Below are 16,444 nucleotides of genomic sequence, written 5' to 3'. Positions count from 1 at the left end.
ACGTCTGAGGACGTCGAGAGCAACTACGAGCGGATGAAGGTCAAGGTCAACGACGAGCTGAAGCAGCACTTCCGCCCGGAGTTCCTCAACCGCATCGATGACACGATCGTGTTCCACCAGCTCACCGAGGCGGAGATCCTCAACATCGTTGATCTGATGACCGCCCGGATCGAGTCCCAGCTTCGTAACAAGGACATGGGCCTGGAGTTGACCGACAACGCCAAGCGCTACCTTGCCAAGAAGGGCTACGACCCGGTGCTGGGTGCCCGGCCGCTGCGCCGCACCATCCAGCGCGAGATCGAGGACAACCTGTCCGAGCGGATCCTGTTCAACGAGTTGCGCCCCGGCCAGATCATCCTCGTCGACTGCGAGGGCGACCCGACCGACATCGAGCGTTCCAAGCTGGTGTTCCGCGGTGCGGAGAAGCCGGCGCTGGTGCCCGACGCGGTCCCGGCCGACCTCGGTGGCGCGAGTGCCACCACCGAGGAGTAAGGCACACAGGCGGTAAAAGGAGGAGCGGGCGGTCGCTACGGCGGCCGTCCGCTCCTTGCTGTCTGGACTTCCTGTCTTTACGGGATGTAGTCCTCGAGCAGGGCCGGGGTCAGACCGGCGTCGTGGATGGCCTGCAGCGCGGCGAGGAAATCGTCGGCGAAGGCCGGCCGGAAGTGCATCAGAATGATGTCGCCGGGCAGCACGGTGTGCCCTTCCTGGAAGCGGACGACGCCCTTGTCCACCGTCTCCTTCCAGAAGAAAGCCGCCCTCATCCCGCACTCGTGGGTGACCTGCAGGGTCATCGGGTCCTTGTTGCCGAACGGCGGCCGGAACAGCACCGGGCGCCGGCCGTAGATGGCGCTCAACTGGTCGGCCGAGCCGCAGATCTCGCGTCGTTGGAAGTCGGGCGACTTGCCCCTGAGATCAGCGTGGGTGATCGTGTGGGCCTCGATCACGGCGCCGGCCGCCTGCAGCTCCTTGAAGTAGCCGGGATCGCTGCGGATCGCATTCATCGTCAAGAAGAGCGTGACCGGGACGTGTGCCGCCCGGATCAGAGAGATCGCCTCCGGCTGCTTGGTCCAGCCATCGTCGATCGTGATGAATGCGACCTTCTGCGTAGTCGGGATGCGGCTCAGCCACGCCGCTGTCGGCCCCTGCGGTAACTCGATCTTCACCGCGGGCGGAGCGGGTGGAAACGCAGGGATCCGGGCGAGCACGTCCGCCCCGCCGGTACCGGGCCGGGCGGCGGGGAGCTGTGGCGCCGTGGGTGCTGTCGAGCCCAGCGGGCCGTTCCCCGGCGGCTGACCGGGTGAACCTGGATCGTCGTCGGCGAGCTCCCGAGGCTGCGTCACCGGGCGCCGCTCTCCGCCGCCGTGGCGGTCCGCCAACCCCGTCTGGGGCGGCCCAGCGGCACTGCTGAGGCATGCGATGGTGGCGACAATCATCGATGCCAGGACTGCGATCAGAGTCTGTGCGCGAGAGAAGTGCTTCGAAAACGATAGATGCCAGACCGGCATGGGCGGACGCACCGGCAGAGCGTATCCCTCGGCGGCAACCCGGAGGGAACCCGCACGGCGGTCAGCTCGGCAGGGCCAGGTGGCTTTGTCCCACTTCGCAGACCAGACCGTCGGCAAGCAGGCCGGACAGCGCCCGATCGCGCTGGGTGGAGTCCGACCACACCGCGTCCAGCCGGGCCCGCGGCACCGGCCCGCTCGACTCCCTCAGGACAGCCAGGAGCAGCCCCCTGACCTGCCGGTCGGTGCCCGCGTACCGCTGTGGACGCCGAGTGGGTCCCGCCGGCGCCACCGCGCCCGACCGCCGGAACTCGCAAGTGGCCACGACCGGGCAGTCCGTACACCGCGGGCTTCGCGCCGTACACACGAGCGCGCCCAGCTCCATGAACGCCACCGAGGCGCGCGCGGCCAACTCAGGCTCGTCGGGTAGGAGTTCGGCGACGGCCACCAGATCGCGCGCGGTCGTGGTCGGGCCGGCATCGGGTGCGCCGGCGACCGCTCGGGCCACGAACCGGCGCACGTTCGTGTCGACCACCGGTTGGCGCTGCCGGTACGCGAACGCGGCGACCGCCCGGGCGGTGTAGGCGCCGATTCCAGGCAGGCTCAGCAGCTGATCCACATCGGAGGGCACCGCTCCGCCGTGGGAGGTGACGATGGCGACGGCGCACTCGTGCAGCCGCAGCGCCCGGCGCGGGTAGCCCAGCCGCCCCCAGGCGCGGATCGCCTCGCCCGGCGCGTCGGCGGCCAGGTGAGCGGGGGCCGGCCACCGTGCCATCCAGTCCAGCCACGCCGGCAGCACCCGGGAGACCGGGGTCTGCTGGAGCATGACCTCGCTGACGAGTACGCCCCACGGTGTCGCGTCCGGTGAGCGCCACGGAAGGTCGCGGGCGTTCGCGTCGTACCAGGCGACGGCGGCGGCAGCCAGATTGTGGACAACCATCGGTTCCATCCTGCCACGCGCAGGTCAATGCAAGATGATGCCAGGGTGGACGAGCTTGCGATCACCGTGATCGGACGTGACCGGCCCGGGATCATCGCGGATGTGGCCGAGGTCCTCGCGGGGCTGGGAATGAACCTGACGGACTCGACGATGACCCGGCTGCGCGGGCACTTCGCGATGACGTTGGTCTGCACGGGGTCGCAAGGTGGGGAGGCTGTCGAGGAGCAGACCGGCTCGCCGGCGTTGGAGGACGTGGAGGCGGCGCTCGCGCCGCTGGCCGCGAACGGCTCGCTGGTGACCACGGTGAGCCGGGTACGCCCGGAGCCCGCGCCGGAGTCGCCCGGCGGGCACTACGTGCTGTCCGTGCACGGTGCCGACCGGCTGGGGATCGTCGCTTCGGTGGCCCGTGGGCTCGCCGAGTTCGGCGGCAACATCACCGATCTGACCACCCGACTCTCCGGCGACCTGTACGTCCTGGTGGCGGAGCTGGATCTGCCGGCCGGCGCAGACGTGGATCTGATCCATGAGCGTCTCGACGCCGTCGCGCGCGCCCTGGGCGTCGACGTGGCGCTGCGCCCCGCCGAAACGGACGTACTGTGACGAGCGTTGCCGGCTGGTCGATCGAGGATCTCGGCCTGAACGGCGAGGTGCGCCCAGTGGTACGCGCCCCTGCCCCGGTACTCGCGACAGCCGGTGAAAGGGTCGATCCGTGCGGTCCTGAGGTTCTGCAACTGGCGGCGGACCTGGTCGCCACCATGCGGGTCTCGCCGGGCTGTGTCGGCCTGGCTGCGCCGCAGATAGGCGTATCGGCGCAGGTCTTCGCCGTCGACGTGACCGGCCATCCGAAGGCCCGTACGGTCCACGGCACGTTTGTACTGTGCAACGCCCGACTGGGCGAGGCGAGCCAGTGGAACAAGGGCCGCGAGGGCTGCATGTCCGTGCCCGAACTGACCGGTGACGTGAAGCGAGCCGGCCGGGTCGTGGTCGTCGGTGATCTGCCGGGCGGCGGCGCGACGGAGATCACTACCGATGCGTTCGAGGCGCGGGCGTTACAGCACGAGATCGACCACTGCGCTGGCCTGCTGTTCCTGGATCGGGTCGCGGGCGCGCACGCCATCCACACCAGAAAGGTCCACTTGTAACGCGGCGCGCCGGCATGTTGATGTGGCGGGCCCCCGTTAACGTGTGTCCATTATGAAGCTGACGGTTGGCCCGTTGCCCCCGGCCGTCTATTGGCGGCGCCGGGCGGCGGTTCTTGGTGCCCTCCTTGTGCTCCTGGTCGCGCCCATCTATTCGTGCTCCAACAACTCGAACGTGGTGCAGAACAGCGGGTTGAAGCGGCCGAGCGGAGGACCGTCGGCCTCGCCAACCGCGTCACCTTCGGCTTCGTCGTCGCCGCCCGTGTTCACACCGGGAGGCGGGATCGTGGCGCCAGCGGGTGACGGGAGCGAGTCGCAGCCGCCGTCGACGTCGCCGACGGCGGAGCCGCCCGCACCGGCGACCGGGCCGTGCACCGACGCCGAGATGGCGGTGACCGCCGCCCCGGCGCAGGCGTCCGTGGCGCAGAACGCACACGTCAGGTTCTATCTGCGTATCAAGAACATCTCCGCGCGATCGTGTACGCGCGACGTGGGCGCCGACGCGCAGGAGCTTTACCTGCAGGACACCTCAAAGGCGAAGATCTGGTCGTCGGACACCTGCGAGCCCCGGCACGGCACCGACGTGCGCACGTTCGGCCCGGGGATCGAAGCGGAGTTCTTCCTGGACTGGAACGGCAAGGCCAGCAGCGCCACGGGCTGCACCAACAATGCTCCGCCCAAGGGCAAGTACGAGCTTCTGGCTCGGCTGGCGACCAAGCTAAGCGACCCGGTGGCGCTGGAGCTGAAGTAGGGCTCAGACGTACCGTTCGAGGATCGACGCCTCGGCCAGCCGGGACAGCCCCTCCCGGATGCTGCGGGCGCGCGCGTCTCCGACGCCTTCGACGGCCTGCAGATCCTCCACTGTGGCACCGAGCAGCCGCTGCAGGCTGCTGAAGTGGTCGACGAGCCGGTCGATCACCGTGCCGGGCAGGCGAGGCACCTTCGCCAGCAGTCGGAACCCGCGCGGCGACACCGCCGCCTCGAGCGCGTCACTGGCTCCCGGGTAGCCGAGGGCCTTGGCGACCGCGACGAGGTCGATCAGGTCGGTGGCCGACAAGCGGTCGAGCTCGTCGAGCGCGTCGTCGGCGTCGAGGAACCTGTGCCCGTCCAGCAGGTAATCGCGGATGACGAGGGTACGGTCGGCCTCCACGCCGGCCATCAGCTCCTCGAGCTGGAGCGCGAGCAGCCGGCCGTCGGTGCCCAGCTCCACGACGTACCCGGCAATCTCGTCAGCGATCCGGCGCACCATCTCCAGCCGCTGGACCACGGCGACGGCGTCGCGGACCGTGACGAGGTCCTCGATCTCCAACGCCGACAGCGTGCCGCTGACCTCGTCGAGGCGCAGTTTGTAGCGCTCAAGGGTGGCCAGCGCCTGGTTGGCCCTGGACAGGATGGCGGCGGAGTCGTCGAGAACATGCCGCTGACCGTTGACGTACAGCCCGATGATCCGCATCGACTGGCTGACCGAAATCACCGGATACCCGGTCTGCTTGGCCACGCGCTCCGCGGTGCGGTGACGCGTGCCGGACTCCTCGGACGGGATGGCCGGGTCGGGCATCAGGTGCACCGCGGCCCGGACGATCCGGGTGCCGTCGCTGGACAGCACGACGCCCCCGTCCATCTTGCATAGCTCGCGCAGTCGGGTGGCGGAGAACTCCACGTCGAGGGGGAATCCGCCGGTGCACAGCGTCTCGACGGCCTGGTCGTAACCCAGCACGATCAACGCGCCGGTCCGGCCGCGCAGGATACGCTCCAAGCCGTCGCGCAGCGCGGTGCCCGGCGCCATGAGCGCCAGTGTGGCGCGAAGCGGGTCATCGCGGTCTATCGGCACGCGGACAGTCTACGGACCGCTGTACCAGCGGTGCGGTCGCGGTACGCAGGTAAGGCCGTAATGTGACCGTTCAGACGCTCGAGGGCCGGGTACGGGGCGCGAACGGATCGACCGGCCGCACTCCGACTTCGTGCCTAGCGTGATTCGCTGCGCTCGCCGGCCTGCACCGCGTAGTGCAGCGCGGTGCGGACGTCGCCGACCTCCAGCACCTTCATTCCTTCCGGAACCGAGCCCGTGGCGGCCGGCCCGCACCCCAGCGGCACCAGCGCGAACCGGAAGCCCAGCCGCGCGGCCTCGGCCAGCCGCCGTGGCACGGCGCCCACCCGCCGCACCTCGCCGGTCAACCCGACCTCGCCCAGGGCCACCAGGTCCGGAGCCATCGGAAGCTCCGTGGCGGCGGAGGCCACCGCGAGCGCGACTCCGAGGTCGGCGGCGGGTTCGATGACCCGGACCCCGCCCACGGTGGCCGCGAAGACCTCCCGGTCGTGGAGTTGGAGCTTGGAGCGGCGCTGCAGCACGGCGAGCACCATCGCCAGCCGGGCACCGTCGAGGCCGCTGACCGTGCGCCTGGGCGAGCCGGGGACCGGCGCGCCGATCAGTGCCTGCACCTCGGTCACGAGGGCCCGGCGCCCCTCCATGGCGACCGTCACGCAGGTGCCCGGAACGGCGTCGGTGTACCGCGTGAGGAACAGCCCGGACGGGTCGGGCAGGCTCGCGATGCCGCCCTCGTGCATCTCGAAACAGCCCACCTCGTCGGCGGCGCCAAACCGGTTCTTGAGTCCCCGCACCATGCGCAGCGAGGAGTGCTTGTCGCCTTCGAAGTTCAGCACCACGTCGACCAGGTGCTCCAGCACCCGGGGGCCGGCGACCTGGCCGTCCTTCGTGACATGGCCCACCAGCACGGTGGCGATGCCCCGTTCCTTGGCCACCGCGACGATCGCGGCGGTGACGCCGCGCACCTGGGTGACACCGCCGGGCACTCCTTCGGCGCCGGGGGCGGCGATGGTCTGCACCGAGTCGAGGATCAGCAGGCCCGGATTGACCGCGTCGAGGTGGCCAAGGACGGCGCCCAGGTCGGTCTCGGCCGCGAGGTAGAGCCGCTCGTGCAGGGCGCCGATCCGTTCGGCCCGCAGCCGCACCTGGCTCACCGACTCCTCGCCGCTGATCACCAGCGCCGGGGTGTCGCCGGTGGCGGCCCACTGCTGGGCGACATCGAGCAGCAGTGTGGACTTGCCCACCCCCGGCTCGCCAGCGAGCAGCACGACGCCGCCGGGGACCAGACCACCGCCGAGCACACGGTCGAACTCCGGCACGTTCGTCGGCCGGGCCTTTGCCGGGGCCGCGCTGATCGTCGCGATGGGACGTGCCGGCTCCGCCGGTCGGCGCGCGGTGACGGCGCGCAGCGCGGCAGGGGCGCTGGCGGCCGACTCGACGATCGATCCCCACTCACCGCACTCCGGACAGCGGCCCACCCACTTGGGCGGACGATGTCCGCAGGCGTCGCACTCATAGCTGGCGCGGGGGCCTGCGGACTTGGCCGACGAACGGGATGAAGAGGAGGCGCGTCCAGTCACGCCGAGAATCTAACGAACGGGTACGACGAAATGCCTCAGTGCTCGGATCCGCCGGACGGCGTCACGCGCGCCGCCGGGGACAGCGGGGTTTCGAACGGCACCACGATCTCCACCGGGTCTTCACCCTCGAAGGTGAACGTCACGACCACCGACGAGCCGGGCGCGAGCGATTCCGTGATGTCCGTGATCGCCAGGTAGGCCCCGTGCTCGGGGTCCAGACGCGCGAACCCGTTGCCCGGGATCGTCAGGCTGGCGGACGCAGCGGACGGCGCCGCGCTCGGCGCCGTGGAGGAGGGGCTGGCAGCGGGGCTCGCGGAAGAACTCGCGGCGGCGCTCGCCGACGGTCGCTGGGACGCCGACGCCCGGCCGGACGGGCTCGTCGACGGGCTGACGGGTGCGCTGCTGGCCGAGGACGGGCTGCTGCTGGGGAGCGTCTCGATGTCCGCGGCGCCGCCGGTGAGCACGACCGTGCCGAGCGACGCGCCGGTCTTCTTGCTGACCGCCTTCACGCTGCTCAGGACCAGCGGCTTGGCCGGCTGGTTGTTGGCGATGAACACCTGCAGCGGCGCGGTCTCGCCCTTCGCGTAACCCTCGGGCTTGTTGTACTTGATCTGGACGTCACGCAGCGAGGCCAGCCGGTGCTGGGAGTTGACCTCGACGCCGTCCACCGGCGCGACCATCGTGTCGGTCTGGCTGATCTGGCCTGCGCTGCAGCCTGACAGTAGAGCGACCGCAGCCGCAGGTGCGGCGAGCAGCGCGGCGGCGCGCATCATGCGACGACGCGACAGCGAACCGGTGATGAAGCGCGGCACTTCGGTCCTCCTCGGCGACAACCCGAAATCAAGCCGAAGTACAGCGTAGTGGGCCCTTTTGGCGACTTGGCGCCGACCCGTCACCTGGCTCCGGTCACAGGCGCCGACGTGTGCCGGCTCACATCCGGTGACCGGCTGACAGCAGCAGGGCCACATCGAGCACCGCGACGAGCAGGACGGACCGGAAGGCGGCTCGTGAGGTCGGCCGGCGGCCCGCCACGTACCCGCCGACGGCGAGGGCGGCCGCGGCGCCGGCGAACGCCAAGAGGGCGGTCCACGACGGTGGTCCAGGTGGGCCGAGCGCGAGCGTGGCGGTCGCCGCGAACAGCAGGCCGCCCCCGACGGCCACGCTCCGGCGGGCGCCCAACCGGTGCGGTAACCCGCGTACCCCGGTGCGGGCGTCGTCGTCGAGATCGGGCAGCACGTTGGCGAAGTGGGCACCGGCGCCGAGCAGCCCCCCGGCGGCGACCAGCCACCACGGCGGCCGGGACACGCCCAGCACCACGAACGCGGGCAGCGCCGCGAACGACACCGCGTACGGCAGCACCGAGGCGATAGTGGACTTCAACGGCCAGTTGTACAGCAGCGCCGAGGCCAGGCCGAGGGTCGCCACCGAACCGGCCGGAAGCCCGGACAGCAGCGCCAGCGGGACGGTCAGGGCCGCGGCCGTGGCGGCCGCGGCGGCGACGGTACGCCGGGCGACCAGCCCCGTGACGATCGGCTTGTCCAGGCGCCCCACCGCGCTGTCCCGCGTGGCGTCGACCGCGTCGTTGCACCATCCCACGGCCAGCTGGCTGGCGAGCACGGCGGCACCGACGGCGAGGGTGCCGCCCGCGTCGCGCCCGGTCGCCACGGCCAGTAGGGCCGCGACCGTGGTGACCGCGGCGGTCGGCTCCGGGTGGCAGGCCTTGAGGAGGCCGAGGGCGGATCGCATGCGCTAAGTCTGGCCCGATCGATCTTTTCGTGTCAGGCTGGCGTTCATGCGGATGCCCACCCGCCCCCGCAACGATGTCCGGCAGTACGACGATCTTGCGGGCGAGTGGTGGCGCCCCGACGGCCGGTTCGCGATGTTGGCCTGGATCGCGGCGGCCAGGGGGCGGTTGGTGCCGCCGGCCCCGCGCCCCGGCGCGATTCTGGTCGATCTCGGGTGCGGCGGCGGCCTGCTCGCCCCCGCGGTGGCCGGCAAGGGATACCGGCACGTCGGCGTCGACCTGGTCCGGTCAGCCCTTGAACAGGCCCGTGCCCACGGGGTCACCCCCGTCCGGGCCGATGTCACGCGGCTCCCGCTGGCCGACGGCTGTGCCGACGTGGTGAGCGCTGGTGAACTGCTGGAACACGTCACGGACCGGCCCGGGACGGTCGCCGAGGTGTGCCGCATCCTGCGGCCCGGCGGGCTCGTGGTCATCGACACGCTCGCCGACACCGCGCTGTGCCGCTTTCTCGCCATCTCGGTGGCCGAACGCATGCCGGGCGGCGCCCCGCGCGGCATCCACGACCCCGACCTCTTCGTCGATCCGGCGGTGCTCACCGCGGAGTTCGCGCGGCACGGTGTCGCGCTGCGCACCCGTGGCCTGCGCCCGCAGGTACGCGGGCTGCTGCGCTGGCTGGTGACTCGGCGGGGGACCGCGCCGATGGTGCCGACCTGGTCCAAAACAGTGCTCTACCAAGGAGTCGGTAGGAGGCTCGAGTGACAGACGCGCTCGCCGCAGCCCGAAGGCTGGCGCCCCGCTTCGCCGCGCGTGCCGCCGGGTACGACGCCGGCGGTGCGTTCCCCGTCGACGACTTCGCCGATCTGCGGCAGGCCGGGCTGTTCGGGCTGATGGTGCCTGAGCGCCTCGGTGGGACGGGCGCGGGGTTCGCCGACTACGCCGCCGTGGCGTACGAACTGGCGCGCGGAAACGGGGCGACGGCGTTGGTGTTCAACATGCACGCCTCCGTGACCGGAGCGCTCGCCGGTATTCCGGACACCCTGATCGAGGCCCTGGGCGTACCGGAGAGCTTTCTGACCGCCCGGGACCGGGTGCTGTCGGCCGTCGCGGACGGCGCCTGGTACGCGGTAGCGATGAGCGAGCGCGGGGTCGGATCGCGACTGTCCCAACTGTCGACGATGTACACGGCGGAGCGGGACGGCTTTCATATCAAGGGCTCCAAGACCTTCGTGTCCGGCGCCGGTCACGCCGATGCCTATCTGGTCGCCGCCCGCAGCGCGGCCGATCCGACGCTCGTGTCGCAGTTCCTGGTACCCGCCGACGCCGACGGCGTCACCGTCGAGCCCACCTGGGACGCGCTCGGCATGCGGGCGACCTCCTCGCACGACCTGCACCTGGATGTGAGTGTCCCGGCCGATGCGCTGCTCGGCGGCGTCGAGGGGCTCGCGTTGCTGGTGGCACAACTGATGCCGCACTGGATGGTGGCCAGCTATGCGGCCGTGTACGTCGGCGTCGCGCAGGCGGCGGTCGACGCCGCGGTCGATCACCTCACGGAGCGCAGGCTCGCGCATCTGCCGGCCGCGCGCGCCCGGATCGGACGGGCTGACGCCGCGGTCGCAGCGGCCCGGCTCGTGGTGGACGAGGCGGCGCGCCGGGTGGACGCCGCGCCTGGCGAGCCGGAGACCAACCGCTGGGTGTGGCGGGCGAAACTGCTGGCCGGTACGACCGCGGCCGACGTGGCGGCGAGCATGTTGGAGGCGGCGGGCACCAGTGCCACCCGGCGCGGAAGCGCGCTGGAACGGCTCTACCGCGACGCCCGCTGCGGTTCGCTGCAGCCGGCGACGTCGGACGTCTGTGCCGACTGGCTGGGAGTGGCCGCGCTGGGTGGCGATCCGGAGGCGGAGGGTACGGGGCCGCGATGGTGATTGCCGCGCCGCCGCATGCGGCCGGTTACCGATGGGTAGAAGGCAGGGATGACTGAGCCGCGGCCCGTTATCGCCGGTATCGGCGTCACCCACCCTCCGTCGCTGCGCCAGGACGACCTGTGGCGGGACTTCTTCGCCGACCACTACGCGGGGGTACAGCGTGGACTGGCGCAACGGGTCTTCGCCAACTCCGGCGTGGTGACCCGGCACAGCGTGGTCAACCCGACGCTGGAGGACGTGTCGCGGTGGTCGACTCAGGCCCGTATGGAGCGGTACCTGGTCGAGGCCCTGCCGCTCGGCAAGGAGGCCGTGGCCGGCGCCCTGGGCGCGGCCGGCCTGGATCCGGCGCGGCTCGGGCTGTTCGCGGTCTGCTCGTGCACCGGCTACGTCACTCCCGGCCTGGACATCCTGCTCGCCCGCGACCTGGGCATGTCTCCGCGTACCCAGCGGCTGTTCATCGGCCACATGGGCTGCTACGCGGCGCTGCCGGGCCTCGGCGCGGTCACCGACTTCGTCGCCAGTCGGGGTGAGCCCGCGCTGCTGCTCTGCCTCGAACTGACCTCAGTGCACCTTCAGCCGCCGACCAGGGATCCACAGCAGATCGTCGCCCACGCGCTCTTCTCCGATGCCGCTGCGGCCGTCGCCGTTCTGCCCGGATCGAACCTCGGGTACGCGACCCGTGGGTACGCGGTCCGCGAGGTCGCCGCGGTTACCGACACGGCCACGGCCGACCACATGACGTGGGACGTCACCGACCTGGGATTCCGGATGGGGCTGTCGCCGCGGGTACCGGACGTGCTCGCTGAGCACGTCCGGCCGGTGGTCCAAGACCTGCTCGACCGCAACGGCCTGACACTGTCCGACCTGGATGGCTGGGCGGTGCACCCCGGCGGCCCGCGGATTCTCGACGTCGTACGCGACGCGCTCGGCTTGTCCGAAGAGCAGATGGCGCCGTCGCGCGACACGCTCGCCGTGCACGGCAACTGCTCGTCGCCGACCGTACTGATGATTGTGGACGCGTTGAGGCGGGCACCGGAGTCGCCGCGCAACGTGGTTGCCCTGGCGTTCGGCCCCGGGTTGACGTTGTACGCCGCGCTGCTGTCGGCCGCTGCCTAGCTGTCGGCTGCCGCCTGCCTGTCGGGTGCTTCCTTGCCGTCGGGTGCTGGCTTGCCGCCGGCCCGGACGAGCGTCACGTGGGCCGGGTCGAACGGGGTCGTCGCACCCGTGGCGAGCGCGTGCGGGGTGCCGGTCGAGGTTGGTGGCGATCCGCCGGGCTCGGCGCTCGGGATGCCTGCCTCACCGCCTCCGCCGGCCGGCGCGCCGGCCGAGGGCGTGATCACCGCGGTGGGCTGGAGATCCGGCCGTTGTGAGTTGATCGGCCAGGAGATGACGAACAGGCTGGTGAGCGTCGCGATCGTCGCAATCAGAATGACGAGCACGGGTACGCCCAGCGCCGGTATGTCCTCCTCGCCCGGGCGAGGATCGGCGTGGGGCAGGTGCAGGCGGCGTCTCCAGCGCCGCTCGCGGGCCTCCCAGCGCAGCTCACGACGCACCCGGGCAGCCTCCCGGGCCAGTTCTGACGCGTCATCAGGGATGACGATCGTGCCCCACTCCGGGGGCAGGTCGGGCAGTTCGTCCGGCGGCCAACCGCCCCCGTTTCCACCGCTCTGCGTCCCCATGGCCGACTCCTTGCGCCTGGAATCCCACTGTCCCCCTTAACAGCACTGAAAGCCAGGGTCCTAGTTCGCAGATCTTGTTGCGACCGATCCAAGCCCGTGAACGTGGATGACGAAGTACCTGGTCAGGCTCGCAGACCCGGCTATCCGGAAGGTATGTCAATGGTTCAGCGGTGAATAATCAGAGGGTCTGTTGCTGTCCTCGGTAGTCACTGAGTGGTCACTCAGCGCAGTCGTATGCAGGTTTTGAGCCTTCTGTCAAGCGGGAGAAAGGCGCTTCACACGTGCTCTGAGCAGCACTAATGGTGAAGATCGGGCTGGGATTACGCGCTGTCGCCGTGTTACGCTAGACACAGCGAAAGGGGTTTCGAACCTATGGTTTTCAGTGTCGGCGAGACCGTTGTCTACCCCCACCACGGGGCCGCACTCATCGAGGCAATCGAGACCCGGATCGTCAAGGGCGAGGAAAAGCAGTACCTCGTCCTGAGGGTCGCTCAGGGTGACCTGACGGTGCGGGTGCCCGCCGAGAATGCCGAAAGCGTCGGCGTGCGAGAGGTGGTTGGCGAAGAAGGTCTGACGAAGGTCTTCGACGTCCTCCGCGCTCCGCACACCGAGGAGCCGACCAACTGGTCGCGGCGTTACAAGGCAAACCTGGAGAAGCTGGCTTCCGGCAACCCGCTCAAGGTTGCGGAGGTCGTGCGTGACCTGTGGCGTCGGGAGCGTGAGCGGGGCCTGTCCGCTGGCGAGAAGCGGATGCTCGCGAAGGCGCGCGACATTCTGGTCGGTGAGGTCGCGCTTGCCGAGAAGAGCACCAAGGACGAGGCAGAGGTGCTCCTCGACAAGGTGCTCACCGGAGCCTGATCCTTCACAACTGCAATTTCTTACACCGAGGACCGCGACGTGACCGCGCAGGACAATTTGCGTGGTGACGTCGCGGTCCTCGTTCCTGCAGCGGGTCAAGGTGTGCGGCTCGGCCCCGGTGGTCCGAAGGCGCTGCGGTCGCTGCGTGGTGAGCCTTTGCTGGTCCACGCAGTGCGCAGGCTGGCCGCCGCCCCCTCGGTGGGCTGCGTGGTCGTAGCGGCGCCACCCGGCTCCACATCCGACGTGCGTGATCTGCTCTCTTCGATCTCCGACCGGGTTGACCTGCTGGTGGTCGAGGGAGGAGCGTCGCGGCAGATGTCGGTGGCCGCGGCGCTCGCGGCGGTACCGGACCGGTACGACGTCGTCCTCGTGCACGACGCCGCCCGCGCGCTCGCCCCGCCCGAACTGGTCGAGCGGGTCGCCGCAGCGGTCCGGCAGGGCCACGCCGCGGTCATACCCGTGCTACCGGTTGTTGACACCATCAAACAGGTTCAATCGAGTGGTGAAGTGATGGCCACCCTGGACCGTTCCGTGCTGCGAGCCGTGCAGACTCCACAGGGGTTCCTGCGGTCGACGCTCGTCGAAGCGCACGCTGCCGCTGTCGACGACCACACCGACGACGCCGGTATGGCGGAGAAGATCGGCGTACGGGTCTGGACGGTGCCCGGTGCGGAGTCCGCTCTCAAGATCACACGGCCGTTCGACCTGGCAGTCGCTGAACTGCTCCTCGACTAGTCCGAGCGGGTGCCTGTGAGCTCGAGCCCCTCCGCCGGGGATGATTCGGTCCCGTTCTCCTGCTCCTGGCGGGGCCGGCGTCGCCAGACCAGGTAGCTGCCGATCGAGCCGCCGACTGCCAGGGTGGCGGCCGCAAAACCCGCGTACGCCGCGCCCCTGTGATCGCCGTTCATCGTCGCGGCGCCGAGCGCCGCGTACACGACCGTCGCCGGCGCGGCGCCGAGAAGCGTCCCGACCACGAGCGGGACGGGGCCGACCGCGGTGGTGCCCAGTGCGTAGTTGGAGATGCCGAACGGGACGAGCGGGACGAGTCGGCAGATCAACACCGCGGCTAGCGCCCGCCGGGCCACCGCCTGTTCGATCAGCGCCATCCGGCCCCGCAGGCGGCTCGCCACGAAATCGCGGCCCAGGAAGCGGCCGATACAGTGCGCCAGGACCGCACCTATCGTCACGCCGACGATGACGTATCCCGCACCGGCCATCGTGCCGAACAGCGCTCCGCCGACGAACGCGAGCAGCGTGCGCGGAGTGAGCGCCATCACCAGCAGCGCGCTACCCACGACCGCGATCAGCGGCGCCACCACGTGGCTGGAGTGCACGGCGGCGAGCAGGCCCTGCCTGCTGGGTTGGACGAGTAGCGTGGTCAGGCCCAGCCCGGCGACCAGCGCCACGAGTATGCCGAAGCGCACGGCGGCGGTCAGGGATCGGCGGGGCCGGCGGCCGGTCGAGGCCGGGGGACACATCAACCCAGGATAGGGGCCGGCGGGCGGCGGCGCCGGGTACGTGTGATTTGTTCGGTGAGCGGTCGTGCGCCGGCAACCCGCGCGTTGCGTACCCTCTGGGTCGTGATCGTTCCCTTGGTCGGTGTGGGTACCGACGTGCACGCGTACGAGCCGGGCCGGGCCTGCTGGGTGGCGGGGCTGCGCTGGGATGGCGTCGACGGCCTGGCCGGCCACTCCGACGGTGACGTCGTGGCGCACGCGGCCTGCGACGCCCTACTGTCGGCCGCGGGCCTGGGCGACCTCGGTTCCAACTACGGCACCAGCCGGCCGGAGTGGGCCGGCGCCTCGGGAGTGTCCCTGCTCGCCGAGACGGCCCGCCGGGTGCGCGCGGTCGGTTTCGAGATCGGCAACGTGTCGGTGCAGGTGGTCGGGGTGGCGCCGAAGGTGGGTACGCGACGCGCCGAGGCGGAGGCGGTGCTCGGCGAGGCGATCGGGGCGCTGGTCCGTCTGTCCGGCACCACCACGGACGGGCTCGGCTTCACCGGGCGCGGCGAGGGCCTCGCGGCGATCGCGACGGCCCTGGTCTACCCGTCTGCGTGAGGGGTCACGAGCGGCGCGCCCAGGTCCACGCGTACTCGGGGTCCTCGCACTCCAGGGCCGGCTCGCACAGGTCGAGCGGCCGGAACGTGTCGACCATGACGGCCAGTTCGTCGAAGTAGCCGATTCCGATCGCCCGCTCCGCGGCGCCAGGCTGGGGGCCGTGGGTGAAGCCGGACGGGTGCAGCGAGATGGAGCCCTGCTCGATGCCGGAGCCGCGCCGCGCCTCGTAGTTGCCGCCGGTATAGAACAGCACCTCGTCGGAGTCCACGTTGTGGTGGTTGTAGGGCACCGGGATCGCCAGCGGGTGGTAGTCGACCTTGCGCGGCACGAATGAGCAGATCACGAAGTTCGGGCCTTCGAACGTCTGGTGTACGGGTGGCGGCTGGTGTACCCGCCCGGTGATCGGCTCGAAGTCGTGGATCGAGAAGGCCCACGGGTACAGGCAGCCGTCCCAGCCGACGACGTCGAACGGGTGGTGGGCGTACGTGAACCTGGTCCAGCCGCGCCGGTGCTGGACGTAGACGTCCACGTCGGTCTCGTCCACCAGCAAGGGTGAAACCGGACCGCGAAGATCGCGTTCGCAGTACGGCGCGTGCTCCAGGAACTGGCCGCGCACCGACAGGTAGCGGCGCGGTGGCCCGATGTGACCGGCGGCCTCGACGACCAGCGTGCGCAGCAGTCCGCCCAGGGGCACGATCCGGTGGAGCACCGAGGTCGGGATGATCACGTAGTCCCCGGGCCCCACCTCCAGGGATCCGAAGACGGACTCGATGCGGGCGCGGCCGTCCTCCACGTACACGCACTCGTCCCCGATCGCGTTGCGGTACAGCGGAGAGGGCCGGTCGGCGACCGCGTACGAGATGCGGCAGTCGTCGTTGGCGAGCAGGTGCGCCCGGCCGAGGATCGGGTCGGTGTTGCCGGCGTCGAGCTTGTGGGTGCGCACGTGCCGGGGCTTGAGCGGCAGGTTGGGCGTACGCGACCAGGCTGGCGGCCAGTACTCCTCGGCCGCCACGATCGCGGTGGGCAGGTGCCGGTGGTAGAGCAGCGAGGAGTCGCTGGCGAAACCTTCCTGGCCCATCAACTCCTCGGCGTACAGGCTGCCGTCAGGCTGCCTGAACTGGGTATGGCGCTTGCGGGGCAGGTCGCCGACGCTGCGGTAGTACGGCATTCCGTCCTCCTGCGCTGTCCGCCGCGC

At 70.7% G+C, this 16,444-nt stretch carries 18 protein-coding genes and 1 pseudogene; 10 read left to right on the top strand and 9 right to left on the bottom strand.

What is annotated here, in order from left to right; all coding sequences use genetic code 11:
- Positions 1–492, top strand: a pseudogene (locus HC028_RS05050) (AAA family ATPase); the annotation flags it as partial.
- Positions 493–569: 77 nt separating this feature from the next.
- On the opposite strand, the gene HC028_RS05045 reads toward HC028_RS05050, so the two are convergent.
- Together HC028_RS05045 and HC028_RS05040 are read right to left on the bottom strand one after the other, a co-directional pair.
- The gene (locus HC028_RS05045; protein ID WP_239075674.1) at positions 570–1,343 is read right to left on the bottom strand and encodes a polysaccharide deacetylase family protein; all 774 of its coding nucleotides are present in this window, start codon (positions 1,341–1,343) and stop codon (positions 570–572) included.
- A 226-nt stretch (positions 1,344–1,569) separates the two neighbouring features.
- Positions 1,570–2,445, bottom strand: a complete 876-nt coding sequence (locus HC028_RS05040) for an A/G-specific adenine glycosylase (protein ID WP_168073303.1) — start codon at positions 2,443–2,445, stop codon at positions 1,570–1,572.
- A 45-nt stretch (positions 2,446–2,490) separates the two neighbouring features.
- Here HC028_RS05040 and HC028_RS05035 point away from each other — a divergent pair, with 45 nt between their 5' ends.
- The 3 genes from HC028_RS05035 to HC028_RS05025 all read left to right on the top strand — a co-directional run bounded on the left by HC028_RS05035 (position 2,491) and on the right by HC028_RS05025 (position 4,335).
- A complete protein-coding gene (locus tag HC028_RS05035) occupies positions 2,491–3,045 on the top strand; it encodes a glycine cleavage system transcriptional repressor (protein ID WP_168073301.1) in 555 nt (184 codons plus the stop codon).
- Positions 3,042–3,587, top strand: coding sequence for a peptide deformylase (locus HC028_RS05030; protein ID WP_168073299.1), 546 nt, complete (start codon positions 3,042–3,044; stop codon positions 3,585–3,587). The genes HC028_RS05035 and HC028_RS05030 overlap by 4 nt, the downstream gene beginning before the upstream one ends.
- A 283-nt stretch (positions 3,588–3,870) precedes the next feature.
- A complete protein-coding gene (locus HC028_RS05025) occupies positions 3,871–4,335 on the top strand; it encodes a hypothetical protein (protein WP_168073297.1) in 465 nt (154 codons plus the stop codon).
- Between the two features lie 3 nt (positions 4,336–4,338).
- Here the strand turns inward: HC028_RS05025 and disA are convergent, their stop codons facing one another.
- The 4 genes from disA to HC028_RS05005 all read right to left on the bottom strand — a co-directional run bounded on the left by disA (position 4,339) and on the right by HC028_RS05005 (position 8,735).
- Positions 4,339–5,415, bottom strand: a complete 1,077-nt coding sequence (disA, locus tag HC028_RS05020) for a DNA integrity scanning diadenylate cyclase DisA (protein ID WP_168073295.1) — start codon at positions 5,413–5,415, stop codon at positions 4,339–4,341.
- 134 nt (positions 5,416–5,549) lie between these two features.
- Complete coding sequence (gene radA / locus HC028_RS05015) at positions 5,550–6,989, bottom strand: DNA repair protein RadA (protein ID WP_203981530.1); 1,440 nt, start codon at positions 6,987–6,989, stop codon at positions 5,550–5,552.
- Positions 6,990–7,024: 35 nt separating this feature from the next.
- Positions 7,025–7,801: a copper chaperone PCu(A)C gene (locus HC028_RS05010; protein ID WP_168073293.1), complete on the bottom strand. Its 777-nt coding sequence runs from the start codon at positions 7,799–7,801 to the stop codon at positions 7,025–7,027.
- A 118-nt stretch (positions 7,802–7,919) separates the two neighbouring features.
- Positions 7,920–8,735, bottom strand: coding sequence for a UbiA family prenyltransferase (locus HC028_RS05005; protein WP_168073291.1), 816 nt, complete (start codon positions 8,733–8,735; stop codon positions 7,920–7,922).
- Between the two features lie 52 nt (positions 8,736–8,787).
- Here HC028_RS05005 and HC028_RS05000 point away from each other — a divergent pair, with 52 nt between their 5' ends.
- Genes HC028_RS05000 through HC028_RS04990 form a run of 3 tightly spaced genes read left to right on the top strand, consistent with a single transcriptional unit; the run spans position 8,788 to position 11,771 of the window.
- Entirely contained in the window at positions 8,788–9,492 is a 705-nt protein-coding gene (locus HC028_RS05000) for a methyltransferase domain-containing protein (RefSeq protein ID WP_168073440.1), read from the top strand.
- The gene (locus HC028_RS04995; RefSeq protein WP_168073289.1) at positions 9,489–10,655 is read left to right on the top strand and encodes an acyl-CoA dehydrogenase family protein; all 1,167 of its coding nucleotides are present in this window, start codon (positions 9,489–9,491) and stop codon (positions 10,653–10,655) included. Before HC028_RS05000 ends, HC028_RS04995 begins: the two co-directional genes overlap by 4 nt.
- Before the next feature lie 48 nt (positions 10,656–10,703).
- Positions 10,704–11,771 carry a type III polyketide synthase gene (locus tag HC028_RS04990; RefSeq protein ID WP_168073287.1) on the top strand — a complete coding sequence of 356 codons (1,068 nt, stop codon included), beginning with the start codon at positions 10,704–10,706 and terminating at the stop codon, positions 11,769–11,771.
- Here HC028_RS04990 and HC028_RS04985 read toward each other — a convergent pair.
- Positions 11,768–12,334: a hypothetical protein gene (locus HC028_RS04985; RefSeq protein WP_168072324.1), complete on the bottom strand. Its 567-nt coding sequence runs from the start codon at positions 12,332–12,334 to the stop codon at positions 11,768–11,770. The two genes, HC028_RS04990 and HC028_RS04985, sit on opposite strands and share 4 nt — an antisense overlap.
- Positions 12,335–12,706: 372 nt before the next feature.
- Between HC028_RS04985 and HC028_RS04980 the strand changes: the two genes are divergently transcribed.
- Together HC028_RS04980 and ispD are read left to right on the top strand one after the other, a co-directional pair.
- Complete coding sequence (locus tag HC028_RS04980; protein WP_167928768.1) at positions 12,707–13,192, top strand: CarD family transcriptional regulator; 486 nt, start codon at positions 12,707–12,709, stop codon at positions 13,190–13,192.
- A gap of 39 nt (positions 13,193–13,231) precedes the next feature.
- Positions 13,232–13,927: a 2-C-methyl-D-erythritol 4-phosphate cytidylyltransferase gene (gene ispD, locus HC028_RS04975; protein WP_168073285.1), complete on the top strand. Its 696-nt coding sequence runs from the start codon at positions 13,232–13,234 to the stop codon at positions 13,925–13,927.
- On the opposite strand, the gene HC028_RS04970 is transcribed toward ispD, so the two are convergent.
- On the bottom strand, positions 13,924–14,670 hold the full coding sequence (locus HC028_RS04970; protein ID WP_168073283.1) for a TVP38/TMEM64 family protein: 747 nt from the start codon (positions 14,668–14,670) through the stop codon (positions 13,924–13,926). The genes ispD and HC028_RS04970 overlap by 4 nt on opposite strands.
- 102 nt (positions 14,671–14,772) lie before the next feature.
- Here HC028_RS04970 and ispF point away from each other — a divergent pair, with 102 nt between their 5' ends.
- Positions 14,773–15,249, top strand: coding sequence for a 2-C-methyl-D-erythritol 2,4-cyclodiphosphate synthase (gene ispF / locus HC028_RS04965; RefSeq protein WP_168073281.1), 477 nt, complete (start codon positions 14,773–14,775; stop codon positions 15,247–15,249).
- A 4-nt stretch (positions 15,250–15,253) separates the two neighbouring features.
- Here the strand turns inward: ispF and HC028_RS04960 are convergent, their stop codons facing one another.
- Positions 15,254–16,417 carry a homogentisate 1,2-dioxygenase gene (locus HC028_RS04960; protein WP_168073279.1) on the bottom strand — a complete coding sequence of 388 codons (1,164 nt, stop codon included), beginning with the start codon at positions 16,415–16,417 and terminating at the stop codon, positions 15,254–15,256.
- Positions 16,418–16,444: the final 27 nt, after the last annotated feature.

The organism is Planosporangium flavigriseum, assembly GCF_011947225.1.
GTDB classification, from domain to species: Bacteria; Actinomycetota; Actinomycetes; order Mycobacteriales; family Micromonosporaceae; genus Planosporangium; species Planosporangium flavigriseum.
Note: the sequence above shows the minus strand (reverse complement) of the source record. Positions and strands in the feature narration are given on the sequence as shown.

Bases quoted from the DNA above. Each gene is read 5' to 3' on its own strand.
- HC028_RS05040 (WP_168073303.1), bottom strand. From the start codon at position 2,445: ATGGTTGTCCACAATCTGGCTGCCGCCGCCGTCGCCTGGTACGACGCG.
- HC028_RS05005 (WP_168073291.1), bottom strand. From the start codon at position 8,735: ATGCGATCCGCCCTCGGCCTCCTCAAGGCCTGCCACCCGGAGCCGACC.
- HC028_RS05000 (WP_168073440.1), top strand. From the start codon at position 8,788: ATGCCCACCCGCCCCCGCAACGATGTCCGGCAGTACGACGATCTTGCG.
- HC028_RS04990 (WP_168073287.1), top strand. From the start codon at position 10,704: ATGACTGAGCCGCGGCCCGTTATCGCCGGTATCGGCGTCACCCACCCT.
- HC028_RS04985 (WP_168072324.1), bottom strand. From the start codon at position 12,334: ATGGGGACGCAGAGCGGTGGAAACGGGGGCGGTTGGCCGCCGGACGAA.
- HC028_RS04980 (WP_167928768.1), top strand. From the start codon at position 12,707: ATGGTTTTCAGTGTCGGCGAGACCGTTGTCTACCCCCACCACGGGGCC.
- HC028_RS04970 (WP_168073283.1), bottom strand. From the start codon at position 14,670: ATGTGTCCCCCGGCCTCGACCGGCCGCCGGCCCCGCCGATCCCTGACC.
- HC028_RS04960 (WP_168073279.1), bottom strand. From the start codon at position 16,417: ATGCCGTACTACCGCAGCGTCGGCGACCTGCCCCGCAAGCGCCATACC.